Below are 17021 nucleotides of genomic sequence, written 5' to 3' on the forward strand. Positions count from 1 at the left end.
CCTCGTGAGGCTGCGTCAGGTGGTCAGAGTACGCAGCAGGTTCTTGTAGTCCTCGCGGATATCCGCGTCGGATTCCTTGAGTTGAGCGATCTTACGACAGGCGTGCAGCACCGTGGTGTGATCCCGACCGCCGAAGGCCACGCCGATCTCCGGCAGGCTGTGGTTGGTCAGTTCCTTGGAGAGTGCCATGGCCACCTGACGCGGACGCGCGACCGAGCGCGAACGGCGCTTGGACAGCAGGTCAGCAATCTTGATCTTGTAGTACTCGGCGACGGTGCGCTGGATATTGTCGATGCTGACCAGCTTGTCCTGCAGGGCCAGAAGGTCCTTCAGCGACTCGCGGATCAGCTCGATAGTGATCGGCCGGCCCATGAAGTGGGAGTGGGCGATCACGCGCTTGAGCGCACCTTCCAGCTCACGCACGTTGGAGCGGATGCGCTGGGCGATGAAGAATGCGGCGTCGTGCGGCAGCTCGACCTTGGCCTGCTCGGCCTTCTTCATCAGGATCGCCACGCGGGTTTCCAGCTCCGGCGGCTCGACGGCCACCGTCAGGCCCCAGCCAAAGCGGGACTTCAGACGCTCTTCCAGGCCTTCAATCTCCTTCGGGTAGCGGTCGCTGGTCAGGATGACTTGCTGGCCGCCTTCAAGAAGGGCGTTGAAGGTGTGGAAGAACTCTTCCTGGGAACGCTCCTTGCGGGCGAAGAACTGGATATCGTCGATCAGCAGCGCGTCCACTGAACGGTAGAAGCGCTTGAACTCGTTGATGGCATTCAGCTGCAGAGCTTTCACCATATCCGCGACGAAACGTTCCGAATGCAGGTACACGACCTTCGCATTGGGGTTCTTCTTGAGCAGGTGGTTACCCACAGCGTGCATCAGGTGGGTCTTACCCAGGCCGACGCCACCATAAAGGAAGAGCGGGTTGTAGCCGTGCTTGAGGTTGTCCGCGACCTGCCAGGCGGCCGCGCGGGCCAGCTGGTTGGATTTACCTTCGACGAAGTTCTCGAAGGTAAAGGTGCGGTTGAGGTAGCTGGTGTGCTTGAGAGCACCTTCTACCTGCACGTTGCGCTCGGTACGCACAGCCGCGACCGGCATTGCAGCGGCCATCGGATCGATGCCCGGGCTGGACTCGTCGAGATCGACGATGGTCTGCACCGGCGCAGCCGAAATAGGCTGCGGCTCGGGCATGGAGAGAGCCACCGGTGCAGGTGCAACCACTGGCACAGGCGCGGCAGCAACGGGAGCCGGCTGAACATTTACCTGCGGCGTCGGAACCAGGGCTGGACGCGGAGTACGGCTACGGCGGCTACCAATCAGCAGCGAAATCGCCGGAATCTGACCATTGCCACGCTCGCTCAGCAATTCAAGCAAGCGCCCCATGTACTTCTCGTTGACCCAGTCGAGTACGAAGCGGTTGGGTGCGTAGACGCGCAGCTCCTCACCCTCGGCCTCGACCTGCAAAGGTCGGATCCAGGTGTTGAATTGCTGGGACGGCAGCTCGTCGCGCAGAAGCTCCACGCACTGCTGCCAAAGTTCCACGGACACGGATATCCCCCAAAAGAAGTCGCAAAGCGAAACAGGCGGCCATTGTATCCCCGCCCGACCAACTTATCCACAGTTAAGCGCGCGGGGATGCAAGTAAAATCAACGTGTTAATGATTTTACCGGCGGTCGGCTAATAACGCCTTGAACCTTGTGGATAACAGCTTGATGGGGCAGGGGAAGACTCTGGTGATCGTTCTGTGGAAAAAACCTCTGTGGAAAAATCCGCGTTCCATACCCAGCTTTCCAACCGGCTCCACACAAGTGGCCCACGACTTCCCGACAGGGTTATCATTTCCGCTAGGCTGCTTATTCAATGGCCTCTGTGGACTTATGCACAGGCATAGGCCTGTATAAACATAATCATCGCTTCAATCTTTAAAAAAGAGATTTCCCTTCTTTCTATAGATTTTGTATCCGGGTCTGGTTGGAAATTGACCTGACCGCGCGATTTCACTAGAATCGCCGGTCTCTTTAAACGGGGTCACTGCGACCTCATGTCGTCAAACCCAGGTACCGAATCATGAAACGTACTTTCCAACCCAGCACCCTCAAGCGCGCTCGCGTGCACGGCTTCCGCGCTCGCATGGCCACCAAGAACGGTCGTCAGGTTCTGTCGCGTCGTCGCGCCAAGGGCCGTAAGCGTCTGACCGTCTGATTTGTCTGACACAGGTGGTGAGTCGAGATTTCAGCCGGGAAAAACGTCTTCTGACAGCCCGGCAATTCACAGCGGTCTTCGACTCCCCCACCTCCAAGGTTCCCGGCAAGCACATCCTGCTGCTGGCGCGCGAAAACGGTCTCGATCACCCCCGCCTGGGCCTGGTGATCGGCAAGAAGAACGTCAAGCTCGCCGTCGAGCGCAACCGCCTCAAACGCCTTCTCCGTGAATCCTTCCGCCATCACCAGCAAAAGCTGGCCGGCCTGGATATCGTGGTGATCGCGCGCAAAGGCCTCGGCGATCTGGAGAATGAAGAGCTGCACCAGCAGTTCGGCAAGCTCTGGAAGCGCCTGTTGCGCAACCGGCCCAGCCCGGAACCTTCGACAGATTCTCCGGGAGTGGCCGACAGTTCCCATGCGTAGACTGGCGCTGTTACTGATCCAGTTTTACCGCTACGCCATCAGTCCCATGATGGGCAGGCACTGTCGTTTCTACCCCAGCTGTTCCTGCTACGCGCAAGAAGCCATTGAAACTCATGGTTTCCTGCGTGGTGGCTGGCTGGCCGCTCGTCGCCTAGGCCGCTGCCACCCCTGGCATCCCGGTGGCTACGATCCGGTACCGCCAGATCCTTCCAAGCCCGCCCCTTCCTCGACGGCCGAGTAACCATGGACATCAAACGTTCAATCCTATTCGTCGCCCTGGCAATCGTGTCCTACGCGCTGGTTCTCCAGTGGAACAAGGACTACGGCCAGCCCGAACTGCCGGCGCAGACCGCGACCTTCAATCAGACTGAAGGCCTGCCGGACACTTCCGTGCCTGCCGGCAATGCGGCCAATGCCGACGTACCCACCACGCAGAACGCCCAGGCCAGCCTGCCCAATGAGCAGAAGCCGGCTGCAACCAGCGAACAGCTGATCCGCGTGAAGACCGATGTCCTGGACCTGACCATCGACCCGCGCGGCGGCGACGTGATCAAGCTCGGCCTGACCCAGTACCCGCTGCGCCAGGATCGCCCGGACGTACCGTTCCCGCTCTTCGAGCGTGACAACCAGCGCACCTACCTGGCCCAGAGCGGCCTGACCGGCGCCAACGGCCCGGATGCCGCTGCCAGCGGTCGCCCGCTCTACGCCTCGGCCAAACCCGTCTACGAACTGGCCGAAGGCCAGGACCAGATGGTGGTCGACCTGACTTATGCACAGGATGGCGTCAGCTACATCAAGCGCTTCACCTTCCACCGCGGCCTGAAAAACGACTGCACCGAGAAGGAAAAGGCACAGAAGAAGCTCGAGTGCATCAACCCCAATGCCTATCAGGTTGGCGTGAGCTACCTGATCGACAACCAGAGCGACAAACCGTGGAACGCTTCGCTGTTCGCCCAGCTCAAGCGTGACGCCAGCGTCGATCCGTCCTCCACCACCGCTACCGGCGTATCGACCTACCTCGGCGCTGCGGTCTGGACCCCTGAAAAGCCCTACGTGAAAGTGTCCATGAAGGACATGGACAAAGAGCAGTTCAAGGAAACCGTCCAGGGTGGCTGGGTAGCTTGGCTGCAGCACTACTTCGTCACCGCCTGGGTTCCCGCCAAGGGCGAAACCCACAGCGTGATGACCCGCAAGGACGCCCAAGGCAACTACATCGTCGGCTACACCGGTCCCAACCTGACCGTTGCGCCGGGTGCCAAGGGCGAAACCAGCATGACCCTGTATGCCGGCCCGAAACTGCAGGCGTACCTGAAGGAACTGTCCCCGGGTCTGGAACTGACCGTCGACTACGGCCCGCTGTGGTTCATTGCCCAGCCGATCTTCTGGCTGCTGCAACATATCCACAACCTGGTGGGTAACTGGGGCTGGTCGATCATCTTCCTGACCATCGTCATCAAACTGGCATTCTTCCCGCTGTCCGCCGCCAGCTACCGCTCCATGGCCCGCATGCGCGCCGTGTCGCCGAAACTGGCAGCCCTGAAGGAACAGCATGGTGATGATCGCCAGAAGATGTCCCAGGCGATGATGGAGCTGTACAAGAAGGAGAAGATCAATCCCCTGGGTGGCTGCCTGCCGATCCTGGTGCAGATGCCGGTCTTCCTCTCGTTGTACTGGGTACTGCTGGAAAGTGTCGAGATGCGCCAAGCCCCTTGGCTGGGCTGGATTGTCGACCTGTCGGTGAAGGATCCGTTCTTCATCCTGCCGATCATCATGGGCGCCACCATGCTGGTTCAGCAGATGCTCAACCCGACTCCGCCGGACCCCATGCAGGCCAAGGTGATGAAGCTGATGCCGATCATCTTCACCTTCTTCTTCCTGTGGTTCCCGGCCGGTCTGGTCCTGTACTGGGTTGTGAATAACTGCCTGTCCATCGCACAGCAGTGGTACATTACCCGTCGGATCGAAGCGGCGGCGAAGAAGGCTTCTGCCTGATATCTCAGCCCGATACCGATCGACAAGACGCCCCCTCGTGGGGCGTTTTGCTATGTGGATAACATTGCCTTGCCGCGAGCCACGGCAACCACCGCGAGACCGTCGACATGAATGCAGCCCGTGAAACTATCGCCGCAGTCGCCACCGCCCAGGGCCGTGGCGGCGTGGGCATCGTCCGCGTCTCCGGTCCTCGTGCGCGCGCCATGGCCATAACCTTGAGCGGCCGCGAACCCCAACCGCGCTATGCCCACTACGGGCCGTTCCACGCCGATGACGGCGAAGTCATCGATGAAGGCCTCCTACTCTACTTCTCCGGCCCGAACTCCTTCACCGGCGAAGATGTGCTTGAGCTGCAGGGCCATGGCGGCCCCGTGGTGATGGACATGCTGTTGCAGCGCTGCCTCGAACTGGGCGCACGCCAGGCCCGCCCAGGCGAGTTCAGCGAGCGCGCATTCCTAAACGACAAAATGGACCTGGCCCAGGCTGAAGCCATTGCCGACCTTATCGAGGCCAGCTCAGCCCAGGCCGCTCGAAACGCAGTCCGCTCGCTTCAGGGCGAGTTCTCGCGTCGTGTACATGGCCTGACTGACCAGTTGATCAGGCTGCGCATGTACGTCGAGGCTGCCATCGACTTCCCGGAAGAAGAAATCGACTTCCTCGCCGATGGCCATGTCCTTTCACAGCTCGACGCGGTGCGCGCAGAACTCGCTTCCGTACTGCGCGAAGCCGGCCAGGGTGCACTGCTGCGCGACGGTATGACCGTGGTGATCGCCGGGCGCCCCAACGCCGGCAAATCCAGCCTGCTGAATGCCCTGGCGGGGCGTGAAGCGGCCATCGTCACCGATATCGCCGGCACCACCCGCGACGTGCTGCGCGAACATATCCACATCGACGGCATGCCGCTGCACATCATCGACACCGCCGGACTGCGCAGCACCGATGACCATGTGGAAAAGATTGGCGTCGAACGCGCGCTGAAGGCCATCAACGAGGCGGATCGAGTCCTGTTGGTGGTGGACTCGACCGCCGCGGAAGCCAGCGATCCCTTCGCGCTGTGGCCGGAATTCCTCGACAGCCGCCCGGACCCGGCGCATGTGACCCTGATTCGCAACAAAGCGGATTTATCCACAGAGAACATCGGGCTCGAAGAAAGTGCCGACGGCCACGTCACCGTCACCCTGTCCGCACGTTCCGGCAATGGTCTGGACCTGCTGCGCGAGCACCTCAAGGCCTGCATGGGCTTCGAGCAGACAGCCGAGAGCAGCTTCAGCGCCCGCCGTCGCCATTTGGAGGCCCTGCGATTGGCCGGAGACAGCCTCGAGCACGGCCGCGCACAGCTCACCCTGAGCGGTGCAGGCGAGCTGCTGGCCGAAGACCTGCGTCAGGCCCAGCAGGCCCTGGGCGAGATCACCGGTGCCTTCACGCCGGATGACCTGCTGGGACGCATCTTCTCCAGCTTCTGCATCGGCAAGTAAGGTAGTAACGTAAGAAGCAGCTTACACGCGAGACATCGCCGAACAACGATTGCAAAAGAGAATCTAAGTGCCGCCTACAGATCCCACGAGGGAATGCCATGCGCCACACATCCTCCACTCTTTTCCACATCACCCATTGGAAAGCCGGCTCCCAATGGATTTTGAAGATCCTTGAAGCGATAGCTCCTGAGCGAATAATTCGACCTCGAGTCGGTGAAGGCCAACTGCTTCTGGACCCTATCGTTGACGGCGCCATTTACCCGACGGCATATCTAACGCGGGAACAATACGACTCCATCGATCGCCCCGCGGGCTCCAGGCACTTCGTGGTCCTTCGGGATTTGCGCGACACGCTGATATCAGGCTATTTCAGCGCGCGCTACAGCCATGCGTTGAGTTCCACAGGGCTGGCCGATCTTCGGCACCAGCTCGAGCAATTGAGCCTCGATGATGGCCTGCTCTATTTGGCAGAGACATGGCTCAGAGGCCCCGCGCTCATACAAGCGTCCTGGCTTCAAGAACCCACAGGCATCTTCAGATACGAAGATATCCTCACCCACGATCTGGACCTGATGCACGAGGCCCTCAATACGGTTGGAGGCCTCGACATATCCACAGATCGACTCAAGGTCGCAGTTGAAGCGAACCGCTTCGATGTGCTGACGGGAGGGCGCCAGGCGGGTCTGGAAAATACCATGGCCCACGAAAGGAAAGGGATAGCCGGAGATTGGCAAAATCACTTCAGTGAGAAGGTGAAACAGCGAGTGGAGGAGTTGTATGGCCCTTTGCTTCGTCGCTATGAACGGAGTACGCAATTATCCGCTAACACCTACAGTCTCCCTCAAAAGCCAAGTGCTGACGAAGTCCTGGCCAGCTACTCCCAGACCATCGCCGTACACCCTTCACTGCCCAGCTACGCCCACTGGCTTGCTTGGGAGCTTGCGGCCTTCAAACAGATATCCCTGAAGGGAAACGTGCTGGACCTAGGCTGCAGCGATCCGAAGTTCCTCAACCTAGTTCTACCTTACGGCAGCACTGCAGACGGAATGTGTACCAACCCGCACCAGGCTGAACAGGCTCGACTCTACGGTCGTTACAACAACGTTCACGCCGATGGATTTTCCTCTCTGCGACAAAAGGGAGAGTTCGACCATGTGTTCTCTCGAGGATCCCTGGTGCATTTCCCGGGACTGGAGAACAACCTGCAAGCTGTTCTGGGCGAGCTAAAGCCAGGCGGCACTTTCGCCTGCAGTGTGGTTACCAACCGTTATGAGGAATGGGAGACCCTCCCGTATTTGCTGGAGATATCCGGCTATGCAGATATCGGCGAGCAAGCGCGTCAGAAGCATATGAATTTCCACGGAATTCAGTACGCGCTCCCCATAGAGCAATGGCAGAACTGCTTCATGGAAGCGGGATTCGAGGTGATAGCCACCTACCCCGTAGTACCACGGGTAAATGCTCAAGCCAATCTCATCTTCGATGCCTTGTGGCACGCGATATCCAAAGAGGGACGGCCTCTAGGCGAGTTCATGGCTGCATACGTTTCTGCCAGACCCCGATTCCTGCAGTTATTGTCGAGTTCGATCGACGCCCTGATGGAGTTGGAAAGCAACTGGGAAGACACAGCGGGAGCCGTCTTCGAGCTGCGGAAACCTCAATAGCAGCGTTACCATCCGGATACAACACGTCAGGGATACTTATCCACAGCCTGGTACCATCCACCCCCAAAAACGTTCTCCCTGCCCTCCGCAAACGTTTCTGAGTTTACTCGCAGCGATGGTGACAGGCTGCAACCCCCCAAATTTCATATAGATTCTGGCTCGCGGCAGGTAATTCACACCCCTCCCGAAGACCTGTGGACAACCAACGTATAGATAAGTGAACAGGCTCTGCAGCAACCAGTGGATAAATCCACCTGTTGATAACACTTCACTTAATCCACAAGCTAGCCACCGACGATCCCCTGCAACCGTACAGCATCGGCACAGGGTTGTTAGGCGCTGAAAGCAAGGCTGTGTCTGGCCTGTAATAGGTTATCCACAGAAAACGGCTTCACTATACATAAACACAAGCTCTAAAAAGATTTAAAAAGATTCCTCTCTTTTATTTTCTACTAGAGGCCAACGGCACAAGTTGGCTATTTTTTGTTCAGACGCCTTCAATCGAAAGCCCTAAGCCCCTATACTGTCCGGCTCTCTTCTTTCTCCTTGATCAACAGGCACGAGGTGCGTGGTGGATTTCCCTTCCCGTTTTGACGTGATCGTGATCGGCGGCGGCCATGCCGGCACAGAGGCCGCGTTGGCGGCCGCACGCATGGGCGTGAAGACGCTGCTGCTCACCCACAATGTGGAAACCCTTGGCCAGATGAGCTGCAACCCCGCCATTGGTGGGATCGGCAAAAGCCATCTGGTAAAGGAAATCGATGCGCTGGGCGGTGCCATGGCACTGGCCACCGATAAAGGCGGCATCCAGTTCCGCGTGTTGAACAGCCGTAAAGGCCCAGCCGTCCGTGCGACACGAGCCCAGGCTGACCGTGTTCTCTACAAGGCCGCCGTGCGCGAGATCCTGGAGAACCAGCCGAACCTGTGGATATTCCAGCAGGCCTGTGATGACCTGATCGTCGAACAGGACCAGGTGCGCGGCGTAGTGACCCAGATGGGTCTGAAATTCCATGCAGATAACGTCGTGCTCACCGCCGGCACTTTCCTCGGTGGACTTATCCACATCGGCCTGGAGAACTACTCAGGTGGCCGCGCCGGTGATCCGCCCTCGATCGCCCTGGCCCGCCGCCTGCGTGAACTGCCGCTGCGTGTTGGCCGCCTGAAGACCGGCACTCCGCCACGCATCGATGGCCGCAGCGTCGATTTCAGCGTGATGACCGAGCAGCCCGGCGATACGCCGATCCCGGTGATGTCCTTCCTGGGCTCCAAGGAGATGCATCCGCGCCAGGTCAGCTGCTGGATCACCCACACCAACGCGCGGACCCACGAGATCATCGCGTCCAACCTCGATCGCTCGCCCATGTACTCCGGCGTTATCGAAGGGGTCGGCCCGCGCTATTGCCCGTCGATCGAAGACAAGATCCATCGCTTCGCCGACAAGGACAGCCATCAGGTCTTCCTCGAACCCGAGGGCCTGACCACCCACGAGCTGTACCCGAACGGCATCTCCACTTCGCTGCCCTTCGATGTGCAACTGGATATCGTCCGCTCGATCCGCGGCATGGAGAACGCGCACATCGTTCGCCCGGGCTACGCCATCGAGTACGACTACTTCGATCCGCGCGACCTGAAGTACAGCCTGGAAACCAAGGTCATCGGTGGTCTGTTCTTCGCTGGCCAGATCAACGGCACCACCGGCTACGAAGAAGCCGGCGCCCAGGGGCTGCTCGCCGGCGCCAACGCCGCGCTGCGCTCGCAAGGCCGTGAAAGCTGGTGCCCGCGTCGCGACGAGGCCTACATCGGTGTACTGGTCGACGACCTGATTACCCTCGGCACCCAGGAGCCGTACCGCATGTTCACGTCGCGCGCCGAGTACCGGCTGATCCTGCGCGAGGACAACGCGGATCTGCGCCTGACCGAGAAAGGCCGCCAACTGGGCCTGATCGACGACGAGCGCTGGGCTGTCTTTGAAGCCAAGCGTGAAGGCATCGAGCGCGAGGAACAGCGCCTGAAGAGCACCTGGGTTCGCCCCAACACGCCGCAGGGCGACGCTATCGCCGAGCGCTTTGGTACTCCGCTGGCTCACGAATACAACCTGCTGAACCTGCTGGCCCGCCCGGAAATCGACTACCTCAGCCTGGCCGAAGTGACCGGCGCCGGTGCCGAAGACCCGCAGGTCGCAGAACAGGTGGAGATCCGTACCAAGTACGCCGGCTACATCGATCGCCAGCAGGAAGAGATTGCGCGCCTGCGAGCCAGCGAAGATACCCGCCTGCCTGTGGATATCGACTACGCGTCCATCTCCGGGCTGTCCAAGGAGATCCAACTCAAGCTGGGCACCGCACGACCAGAGACTCTCGGTCAGGCCGGGCGCATCCCGGGCGTGACCCCAGCGGCGATCTCCCTGTTGCTGATCCACCTGAAAAAGCGCTCGTCCGGTCGTCAGCTGGAGCAGAGCGCCTGATGTCCCTGGTCACTGCCCGCCACGCCGAAGAACTCGCGCGTGGCATCCAGACGCTCGGCCTGGATATCGACGAAGCCGCCCAGCAGCGCCTGCTGGATTACCTGGCCTTGCTGGCCAAGTGGAACAAGGCCTACAACCTCACCGCCGTGCGCGATGTGGATGAAATGGTCTCCCGCCACCTGCTCGACAGCCTGAGCATCGTCCCGCAGTTCGAAGCTGTCGGTGGCGAGCGCTGGCTGGACGTCGGCAGCGGCGGCGGCATGCCCGGTATCCCGCTGGCCATCCTGTTCCCCGGCAAGTCGCTGACCCTGCTGGACAGCAACGGCAAGAAGACCCGCTTCCTGACCCAGGTGAAGCTGGAGCTCAAGCTCGACAACCTGCAGGTTATCCACAGCCGGGTGGAGGCCTTCCAACCGGAGCTGCCGTTCAATGGCATCGTCTCGCGGGCTTTCAGCAGCCTCGAGGACTTCACCAACTGGACGCGCCACCTGGGTGACACCCAGACCAACTGGCTGGCCATGAAAGGCGTACACCCCAGCGACGAGCTCGCGGCACTCCCGGAAGATTTCCGGGTCGAAGCCGAACGCGCTCTGGCGGTGCCGGGTTGCCAAGGCCAGCGCCATCTGCTGATACTGCGCCGCACTGCATGACGGGGAGTGGGGAAAACCATGGCTAAGGTATTCGCGATCGCCAACCAGAAGGGCGGCGTCGGCAAGACCACGACCTGTATCAACCTCGCGGCATCGCTGGTCGCCACCAAGCGACGCGTGCTGCTGATCGACCTCGATCCACAGGGCAACGCCACCACCGGCAGCGGTGTGGATAAGTTGTCCCTGGACCATTCCATCTACGACGTGCTCACCGGTGAATGCGACCTGGCCCAGGCCATGCAGTTCTCCGAGCACGGCGGCTACCAGCTGCTCCCCGCCAACCGCGACCTCACCGCGGCTGAAGTGGTGCTGCTGGAAATGGACATGAAGGAACATCGTCTGCGCCATGCCCTGGCGCCGATTCGCGAAAACTACGACTTCATCCTCATCGACTGCCCGCCGTCGCTGTCGATGCTGACGGTCAACGCCCTGTCCGCCTCGGACGGCGTGATCATCCCGATGCAGTGCGAGTACTACGCACTGGAGGGCCTGACCGACCTGATGAACAGCATCCAGCGCATCGCCGAGCGGCTGAACCCGGCGCTGAAGATCGAGGGTCTGCTGCGCACCATGTACGACCCGCGCATCAGCCTGACCAACGATGTCAGCGCGCAGTTGCAGGAGCACTTCGGCGACAAGCTCTACACCACCGTGATCCCGCGCAACGTGCGACTGGCCGAGGCACCCAGCTTCGGCATGCCGGCGCTGGTCTACGACAAGCAATCGCGCGGTGCCCTCGCCTACCTGGCGCTGGCCGGCGAGCTGGTGCGCCGTCAGCGCGCCGCCCGCACCACCGCCCCCGCCTAAGAGATTAAGGAACCCGCATGGCCGCCAAGAAACGAGGTCTCGGACGCGGGCTGGACGCCCTGCTCAGTGGCTCCAGCGCCGCTACGCTGCAGGAAGAAGCCGTTCAGGTGGACAGCAAGGAGCTGCAACACCTGCCGCTGGACCTGATCCAGCGCGGCAAGTACCAGCCCCGTCGCGACATGGACCCGCAGGCCCTGGAAGAACTCGCCCAGTCGATCAAGGTCCAGGGCGTGATGCAGCCCATCGTGGTGCGCCCGATCGACAAGGGTCGCTACGAGATCATCGCCGGCGAGCGCCGCTGGCGCGCGAGCCAGCAGGCCGGCCTGGACAAGATCCCGGCCATGGTCCGCGAAGTGCCGGACGAAGCCGCCATCGCCATGGCGCTGATCGAAAACATCCAGCGCGAGGACCTCAACCCCATCGAGGAAGCTGCCGCGTTGCAGCGCCTGCAGCAGGAATTCCAGCTGACCCAGCAACAGGTCGCCGACGCCGTGGGCAAATCCCGCGTGACCGTGGCCAACCTGCTGCGCCTGATTGCCCTGCCGGAAGAGATCAAGACTCTGCTGTCCCACGGCGACCTGGAAATGGGCCACGCCCGTGCCTTGCTCGGATTGCCCGAAAACAGGCAGGTTGAGGGTGCGCGACATGTTGTCGCACGCGGCTTCACCGTGCGTCAGACTGAAGCACTGGTGCGCCAGTGGCTCAATGCCCCCGAGGAACCTGTCAAAACGGTCAGGACCGACCCGGACATCAGTCGCCTGGAACAGCGCCTGGCCGAGCGCCTGGGCGCTCCGGTGCAGATTCGCCATGGGCAGAAGGGCAAAGGCCAGTTGGTGATCCGCTACAACTCCCTCGACGAGCTTCAAGGCGTACTTGCCCACATACGTTGATACGAACGTAGCATGTAGGGGGCGTCGGAAATCACTACCTGACGGTTGAACGGGGGGCCTGCAGCCCCCTATACTCTGCGCGCAATTTTGTCGGCACAAAGTATGCCAAGTTATTGATTTGTGACGCCGACGCCAGAGGACTGTGAGCTGAAGATGGAACCCCGCAAGCCCGATCGTTTGCCCTTCCATCGTCAACCGGCTTTTCGCCTGTTGCTCGTCCAGCTGGCGGTGCTGCTTTTTGGTGCAGCTGCCCTGTGGGTTTTTCTGGGTTCGGTCGCAGGCTATTCCGGATTGCTCGGGGGCCTGATTGCGTGGTTGCCGAATCTGTACTTTGCTCGCAAGGCGTTCCGTTACAGCGGAGCGCGTTCTGCCCAGCTGATAGTCCGGTCCTTTTATGCCGGTGAGGCGGGGAAACTGATTTTGACGGCAGTGCTCTTCGCACTGACGTTTGCAGGTGTGAAGCCCCTGGCGCCCCTGGCGCTGTTCGGCCTCTACCTGCTGACCCTCGCGGTCAGCTGGTTTGCACCCCTGCTGATGCGAAACACATTTACAAGACCTTAGAGCGATTGAGGCAAACATGGCAGCAGAAAGCGCTTCGGGTTACATCCAGCACCACTTGCAGAACCTGACCCTGGGTCGTCTGCCGGATGGTTCCTGGGGGTTCGCCCACACCGCCGAACAAGCCAAGGAAATGGGCTTCTGGGCATTCCACGTTGATACCCTGGGCTGGTCCGTATTCCTCGGCCTGGTGTTCATCCTTATCTTCCGCATGGCAGCCAAGAAGGCCACCAGCGGTCAACCTGGCGGCCTGCAGAACTTCGTCGAAGTTCTCGTGGAGTTCGTCGACGGCAGCGTGAAGGACACCTTCCACGGCCGTAACCCGCTCATCGCACCGCTGGCGCTGACCGTGTTCGTCTGGATCTTCCTGATGAACCTGATCGACCTGGTGCCCGTGGACTTCCTGCCGCTCGCGGCCCAGGCGGTCACCGGTAACGAGCACCTGTTCTTCCGCGCAGTAGCCACCACCGATCCGAACGCCACCTTCGGCATGTCGATCGCGGTCTTCGCGCTGATCATCTTCTACAGCATCAAGGTCAAGGGCATCGGCGGCTTCCTCGGCGAACTGACCCTGCACCCGTTCCACAGCAGCAACATGGTGGTTCAGATCATCCTGATCCCCGTGAACTTCCTGCTGGAATTCGTGACCCTGATCGCCAAGCCGGTATCCCTGGCACTGCGTCTGTTCGGCAACATGTACGCCGGCGAGCTGATCTTCATCCTGATCGCCGTGATGTTCGGTTCCGGCATCCTCTGGCTGGGCGGCATGGGCGTCGTGCTGAACTGGGCGTGGGCCGTGTTCCACATCCTGATCATCACCCTGCAGGCCTTCATCTTCATGATGCTGACCATCGTCTACCTGTCGATGGCGCACGAAGACAGCCACTGATCCAAAGATTCTGTACGCCCCTTCCCTCAAGGGAGGGGGTGAAAGAAGAGCTTCACCACCTTAACTTGCTTCACCTTTAACCAACACGACAAAAAAGTCGGGAGGAAAAATGGAAACTGTAGTTGGACTCACTGCTATCGCCGTTGCTCTGCTGATCGGTCTGGGCGCTCTGGGTACCGCCATCGGCTTCGGCCTGCTGGGCGGCAAGTTCCTGGAAGGCGCTGCTCGCCAGCCGGAAATGGTTCCGATGCTGCAGGTCAAAATGTTCATCGTCGCCGGCCTGCTCGACGCCGTGACCATGATCGGCGTTGGTATCGCTCTGTTCTTCACCTTCGCTAACCCGTTCATTGCTCAGGTTGCCCAGTAATTTCCGCAACGCGGGAATCTGTGACTGAACAACGAACGAGCGAGGTATTGGCGTGAACATTAATGCAACTCTGATCGGCCAGGCCATCGCGTTCGCCATCTTCGTCCTGTTCTGCATGAAGTTCGTATGGCCTCCGGTCATCGCGGCTCTGCATGAGCGTCAGAAGAAGATCGCCGACGGCCTGGACGCTGCCAACCGCGCGGCTCGTGACCTGGAACTGGCTCACGAGAAAGCGGGTCAGCAACTGCGCGAAGCCAAGGCTCAAGCAGCCGAAATCATCGAGCAGGCGAAGAAGAGCGCTAACCAGATCGTTGACGAAGCCCGTGATCAGGCCCGTGCCGAAGGTGATCGCATGATCGCTCAGGCCAAGGCTCAGATCGAACAGGAACTCAACAGCGTCAAAGACGCCCTGCGTGCCCAAGTGGGTGCCCTGGCTGTCTCCGGCGCCGAGAAGATCCTGGGTGCTTCGATCGATGCCAACGCGCAAAAGCAGCTGGTTGATCAACTGGCCGCCGAGATCTAAGCAGAGGGCGATATGGCAGAACTGACCACATTGGCTCGTCCATACGCGAAGGCGGCTTTCGAGTACGCCCAGGCTCATCAGCAACTGGCCGACTGGTCCGCTGCTCTGGGTGTGCTGGCTGCAGTGTCGCGGGACGACACCGTGCGCCAGCTGCTCAAGGAGCCCCAGCTGACCGCGGCAGCCAAGGCTGACGCGCTGATCGACGTGTGTGGCGACAAGCTCAATGCTCCGGCCCAGAACTTCGTCCGGACTGTGGCTGAAAACAAGCGGCTCGACCTCCTGCCGACCATCTTCGTGATGTTCGAGCAGCTCAAGGCCGAGCAGGAAAAGCTGGTCGAGGTCGAGGTCACCAGTGCCTTCGCCCTGGACCAGGAACAGCAGGACAAACTCGCCAAGGCTCTCAGCGCCCGGCTCAGTCGCGAAGTGCGACTTCATGCGTCGGAAGACGCGAGCCTGATCGGCGGCGTGGTAATTCGCGCCGGTGACTTGGTAATCGATGGCTCGGTGCGCGGCAAAATCGCGAAACTGGCCGAAGCGTTGAAATCTTGAGTTTGAAGGGGCAGCGGCATGCAGCAACTCAATCCTTCCGAAATTAGTGAAATCATCAAGGGGCGCATCGAGAAACTCGACGTCGCCTCGCAAGCGCGCAACGAAGGCACCATCGTCAGTGTTTCCGACGGCATCGTGCGCATCTTCGGTCTGGCCGACGTCATGTACGGCGAGATGATCGAATTCCCGGGCGGCGTCTACGGTATGGCGCTGAACCTGGAGCAAGACTCCGTCGGTGCTGTGGTACTGGGTGAATACCAGGACCTCAAAGAAGGCATGAACGCCAAGTGCACCGGCCGCATCCTGGAAGTACCGGTTGGTCCGGAACTGCTGGGTCGCGTTGTCGACGCTCTGGGTAACCCGATTGATGGCAAAGGCCCGATCGATGCCAAGCTGACCGACGCAGTCGAGAAAGTGGCACCGGGCGTGATCTGGCGTAAGTCGGTAGACCAGCCGGTTCAGACTGGTTACAAGTCGGTCGACGCCATGATCCCGGTTGGCCGTGGCCAGCGCGAGCTGATCATCGGTGACCGTCAGATCGGTAAAACCGCTCTGGCCATCGACGCCATCATCAATCAGAAGAACAGCGGCATCCGCTGCGTCTACGTTGCCATTGGTCAGAAGCAATCGACCATCGCCAACGTCGTACGCAAGCTGGAAGAGAACGGCGCCCTGGCCAACACCATCGTGGTGGTTGCCAGTGCTTCGGAATCCGCCGCTCTGCAATACCTGGCTCCGTACTCCGGCTGCACCATGGGCGAATACTTCCGCGACCGCGGTGAAGACGCCCTGATCGTGTACGACGACCTGTCCAAGCAGGCCGTAGCCTATCGCCAGATCTCCCTGCTGCTGCGCCGTCCGCCGGGCCGCGAAGCTTATCCGGGCGACGTGTTCTATCTCCACAGCCGTCTGCTGGAGCGCGCTTCCCGCGTTTCCGAAGAGTACGTAGAGAAGTTCACCAACGGCGAAGTGAAAGGCAAGACCGGTTCCCTGACCGCCCTGCCGATCATCGAAACCCAGGCTGGCGACGTTTCCGCCTTCGTTCCGACCAACGTGATCTCGATCACCGACGGTCAGATCTTCCTGGAATCGGCCATGTTCAACTCGGGTATCCGTCCGGCTGTCAACGCCGGTATCTCGGTATCCCGTGTGGGTGGCGCGGCCCAGACCAAGATCATCAAGAAGCTGTCGGGCGGTATCCGTACCGCGCTGGCCCAGTACCGTGAACTGGCGGCCTTCGCCCAGTTCGCCTCGGACCTGGACGACGCGACCCGCAAGCAGCTGGAACATGGTCAGCGCGTTACCGAGCTGATGAAGCAGAAGCAATACGCGCCGATGTCCATCGCCGAGATGTCGCTGTCCCTGTATGCCGCCGAGCGTGGCTTCCTGCAGGACGTCGAGATCGCCAAGGTGGGCGCCTTCGAACAAGCGCTGATCGCCTACTTCCAACGTGAGAACGCCGCTCTGCTGGCGAAGATCAACGAGAAGGGTGACTTCAACGACGAAATCGACGCAGGCATCAAGGCCGGCATCGAGAAGTTCAAGGCCACCCAAACCTGGTAAGCCGCAGC

17 protein-coding genes are annotated in these 17021 nt (G+C 60.5%); 16 read left to right on the top strand and 1 reads right to left on the bottom strand.

Going from position 1 to position 17021, the window contains the following annotated elements:
• Positions 1-15: 15 nt before the first annotated feature.
• Positions 16-1545, bottom strand: a complete 1530-nt coding sequence (gene dnaA / locus ACIPK7_RS10975; protein ID WP_401087677.1) for a chromosomal replication initiator protein DnaA — start codon at positions 1543-1545, stop codon at positions 16-18.
• A gap of 520 nt (positions 1546-2065) precedes the next feature.
• Here dnaA and rpmH point away from each other — a divergent pair.
• The 16 genes from rpmH to atpA all read left to right on the top strand — a co-directional run bounded on the left by rpmH (position 2066) and on the right by atpA (position 17013).
• Positions 2066-2200 (top strand): 50S ribosomal protein L34, encoded by a 135-nt coding sequence (rpmH, locus tag ACIPK7_RS10980; RefSeq protein WP_003100258.1) that lies wholly within the window; start codon positions 2066-2068, stop codon positions 2198-2200.
• 14 nt (positions 2201-2214) lie between these two features.
• Positions 2215-2622 carry a ribonuclease P protein component gene (gene rnpA, locus ACIPK7_RS10985; protein ID WP_192435692.1) on the top strand — a complete coding sequence of 136 codons (408 nt, stop codon included), beginning with the start codon at positions 2215-2217 and terminating at the stop codon, positions 2620-2622.
• The gene (yidD, locus tag ACIPK7_RS10990) at positions 2615-2863 is read left to right on the top strand and encodes a membrane protein insertion efficiency factor YidD (RefSeq protein WP_015479779.1); all 249 of its coding nucleotides are present in this window, start codon (positions 2615-2617) and stop codon (positions 2861-2863) included. The genes rnpA and yidD overlap by 8 nt, the downstream gene beginning before the upstream one ends.
• Positions 2864-2865: 2 nt before the next feature.
• The gene (yidC, locus tag ACIPK7_RS10995; protein WP_192435693.1) at positions 2866-4614 is read left to right on the top strand and encodes a membrane protein insertase YidC; all 1749 of its coding nucleotides are present in this window, start codon (positions 2866-2868) and stop codon (positions 4612-4614) included.
• A 107-nt stretch (positions 4615-4721) separates the two neighbouring features.
• Positions 4722-6089, top strand: coding sequence for a tRNA uridine-5-carboxymethylaminomethyl(34) synthesis GTPase MnmE (mnmE, locus tag ACIPK7_RS11000; RefSeq protein WP_192435694.1), 1368 nt, complete (start codon positions 4722-4724; stop codon positions 6087-6089).
• 98 nt (positions 6090-6187) lie between these two features.
• The gene (locus tag ACIPK7_RS11005) at positions 6188-7753 is read left to right on the top strand and encodes a methyltransferase domain-containing protein (RefSeq protein WP_192435695.1); all 1566 of its coding nucleotides are present in this window, start codon (positions 6188-6190) and stop codon (positions 7751-7753) included.
• 571 nt (positions 7754-8324) lie between these two features.
• Positions 8325-10217, top strand: a complete 1893-nt coding sequence (mnmG, locus tag ACIPK7_RS11010) for a tRNA uridine-5-carboxymethylaminomethyl(34) synthesis enzyme MnmG (protein ID WP_401087681.1) — start codon at positions 8325-8327, stop codon at positions 10215-10217.
• Entirely contained in the window at positions 10217-10867 is a 651-nt protein-coding gene (rsmG, locus tag ACIPK7_RS11015) for a 16S rRNA (guanine(527)-N(7))-methyltransferase RsmG (RefSeq protein WP_401087683.1), read from the top strand. Before mnmG ends, rsmG begins: the two co-directional genes overlap by 1 nt.
• A gap of 18 nt (positions 10868-10885) precedes the next feature.
• A complete protein-coding gene (locus ACIPK7_RS11020; RefSeq protein WP_024765005.1) occupies positions 10886-11674 on the top strand; it encodes a ParA family protein in 789 nt (262 codons plus the stop codon).
• Between the two features lie 17 nt (positions 11675-11691).
• Positions 11692-12564, top strand: a complete 873-nt coding sequence (locus tag ACIPK7_RS11025) for a ParB/RepB/Spo0J family partition protein (protein ID WP_401087685.1) — start codon at positions 11692-11694, stop codon at positions 12562-12564.
• 153 nt (positions 12565-12717) lie between these two features.
• Entirely contained in the window at positions 12718-13125 is a 408-nt protein-coding gene (locus tag ACIPK7_RS11030) for a F0F1 ATP synthase subunit I (RefSeq protein ID WP_401087686.1), read from the top strand.
• Between the two features lie 16 nt (positions 13126-13141).
• Positions 13142-14011, top strand: a complete 870-nt coding sequence (gene atpB / locus ACIPK7_RS11035; protein ID WP_017518843.1) for a F0F1 ATP synthase subunit A — start codon at positions 13142-13144, stop codon at positions 14009-14011.
• Between the two features lie 109 nt (positions 14012-14120).
• Positions 14121-14378 carry a F0F1 ATP synthase subunit C gene (atpE, locus tag ACIPK7_RS11040; protein WP_003457994.1) on the top strand — a complete coding sequence of 86 codons (258 nt, stop codon included), beginning with the start codon at positions 14121-14123 and terminating at the stop codon, positions 14376-14378.
• A gap of 52 nt (positions 14379-14430) precedes the next feature.
• On the top strand, positions 14431-14901 hold the full coding sequence (locus tag ACIPK7_RS11045; RefSeq protein ID WP_017518842.1) for a F0F1 ATP synthase subunit B: 471 nt from the start codon (positions 14431-14433) through the stop codon (positions 14899-14901).
• A gap of 12 nt (positions 14902-14913) precedes the next feature.
• Positions 14914-15450, top strand: a complete 537-nt coding sequence (locus tag ACIPK7_RS11050) for a F0F1 ATP synthase subunit delta (protein WP_017518841.1) — start codon at positions 14914-14916, stop codon at positions 15448-15450.
• Positions 15451-15468: 18 nt separating this feature from the next.
• Positions 15469-17013, top strand: a complete 1545-nt coding sequence (gene atpA, locus ACIPK7_RS11055) for a F0F1 ATP synthase subunit alpha (RefSeq protein ID WP_017518840.1) — start codon at positions 15469-15471, stop codon at positions 17011-17013.
• Positions 17014-17021: the final 8 nt, after the last annotated feature.

Origin of the sequence: Pseudomonas sp. NPDC086581, assembly GCF_044746165.1 — a bacterium.
Classification (GTDB): domain Bacteria; phylum Pseudomonadota; class Gammaproteobacteria; order Pseudomonadales; family Pseudomonadaceae; genus Pseudomonas.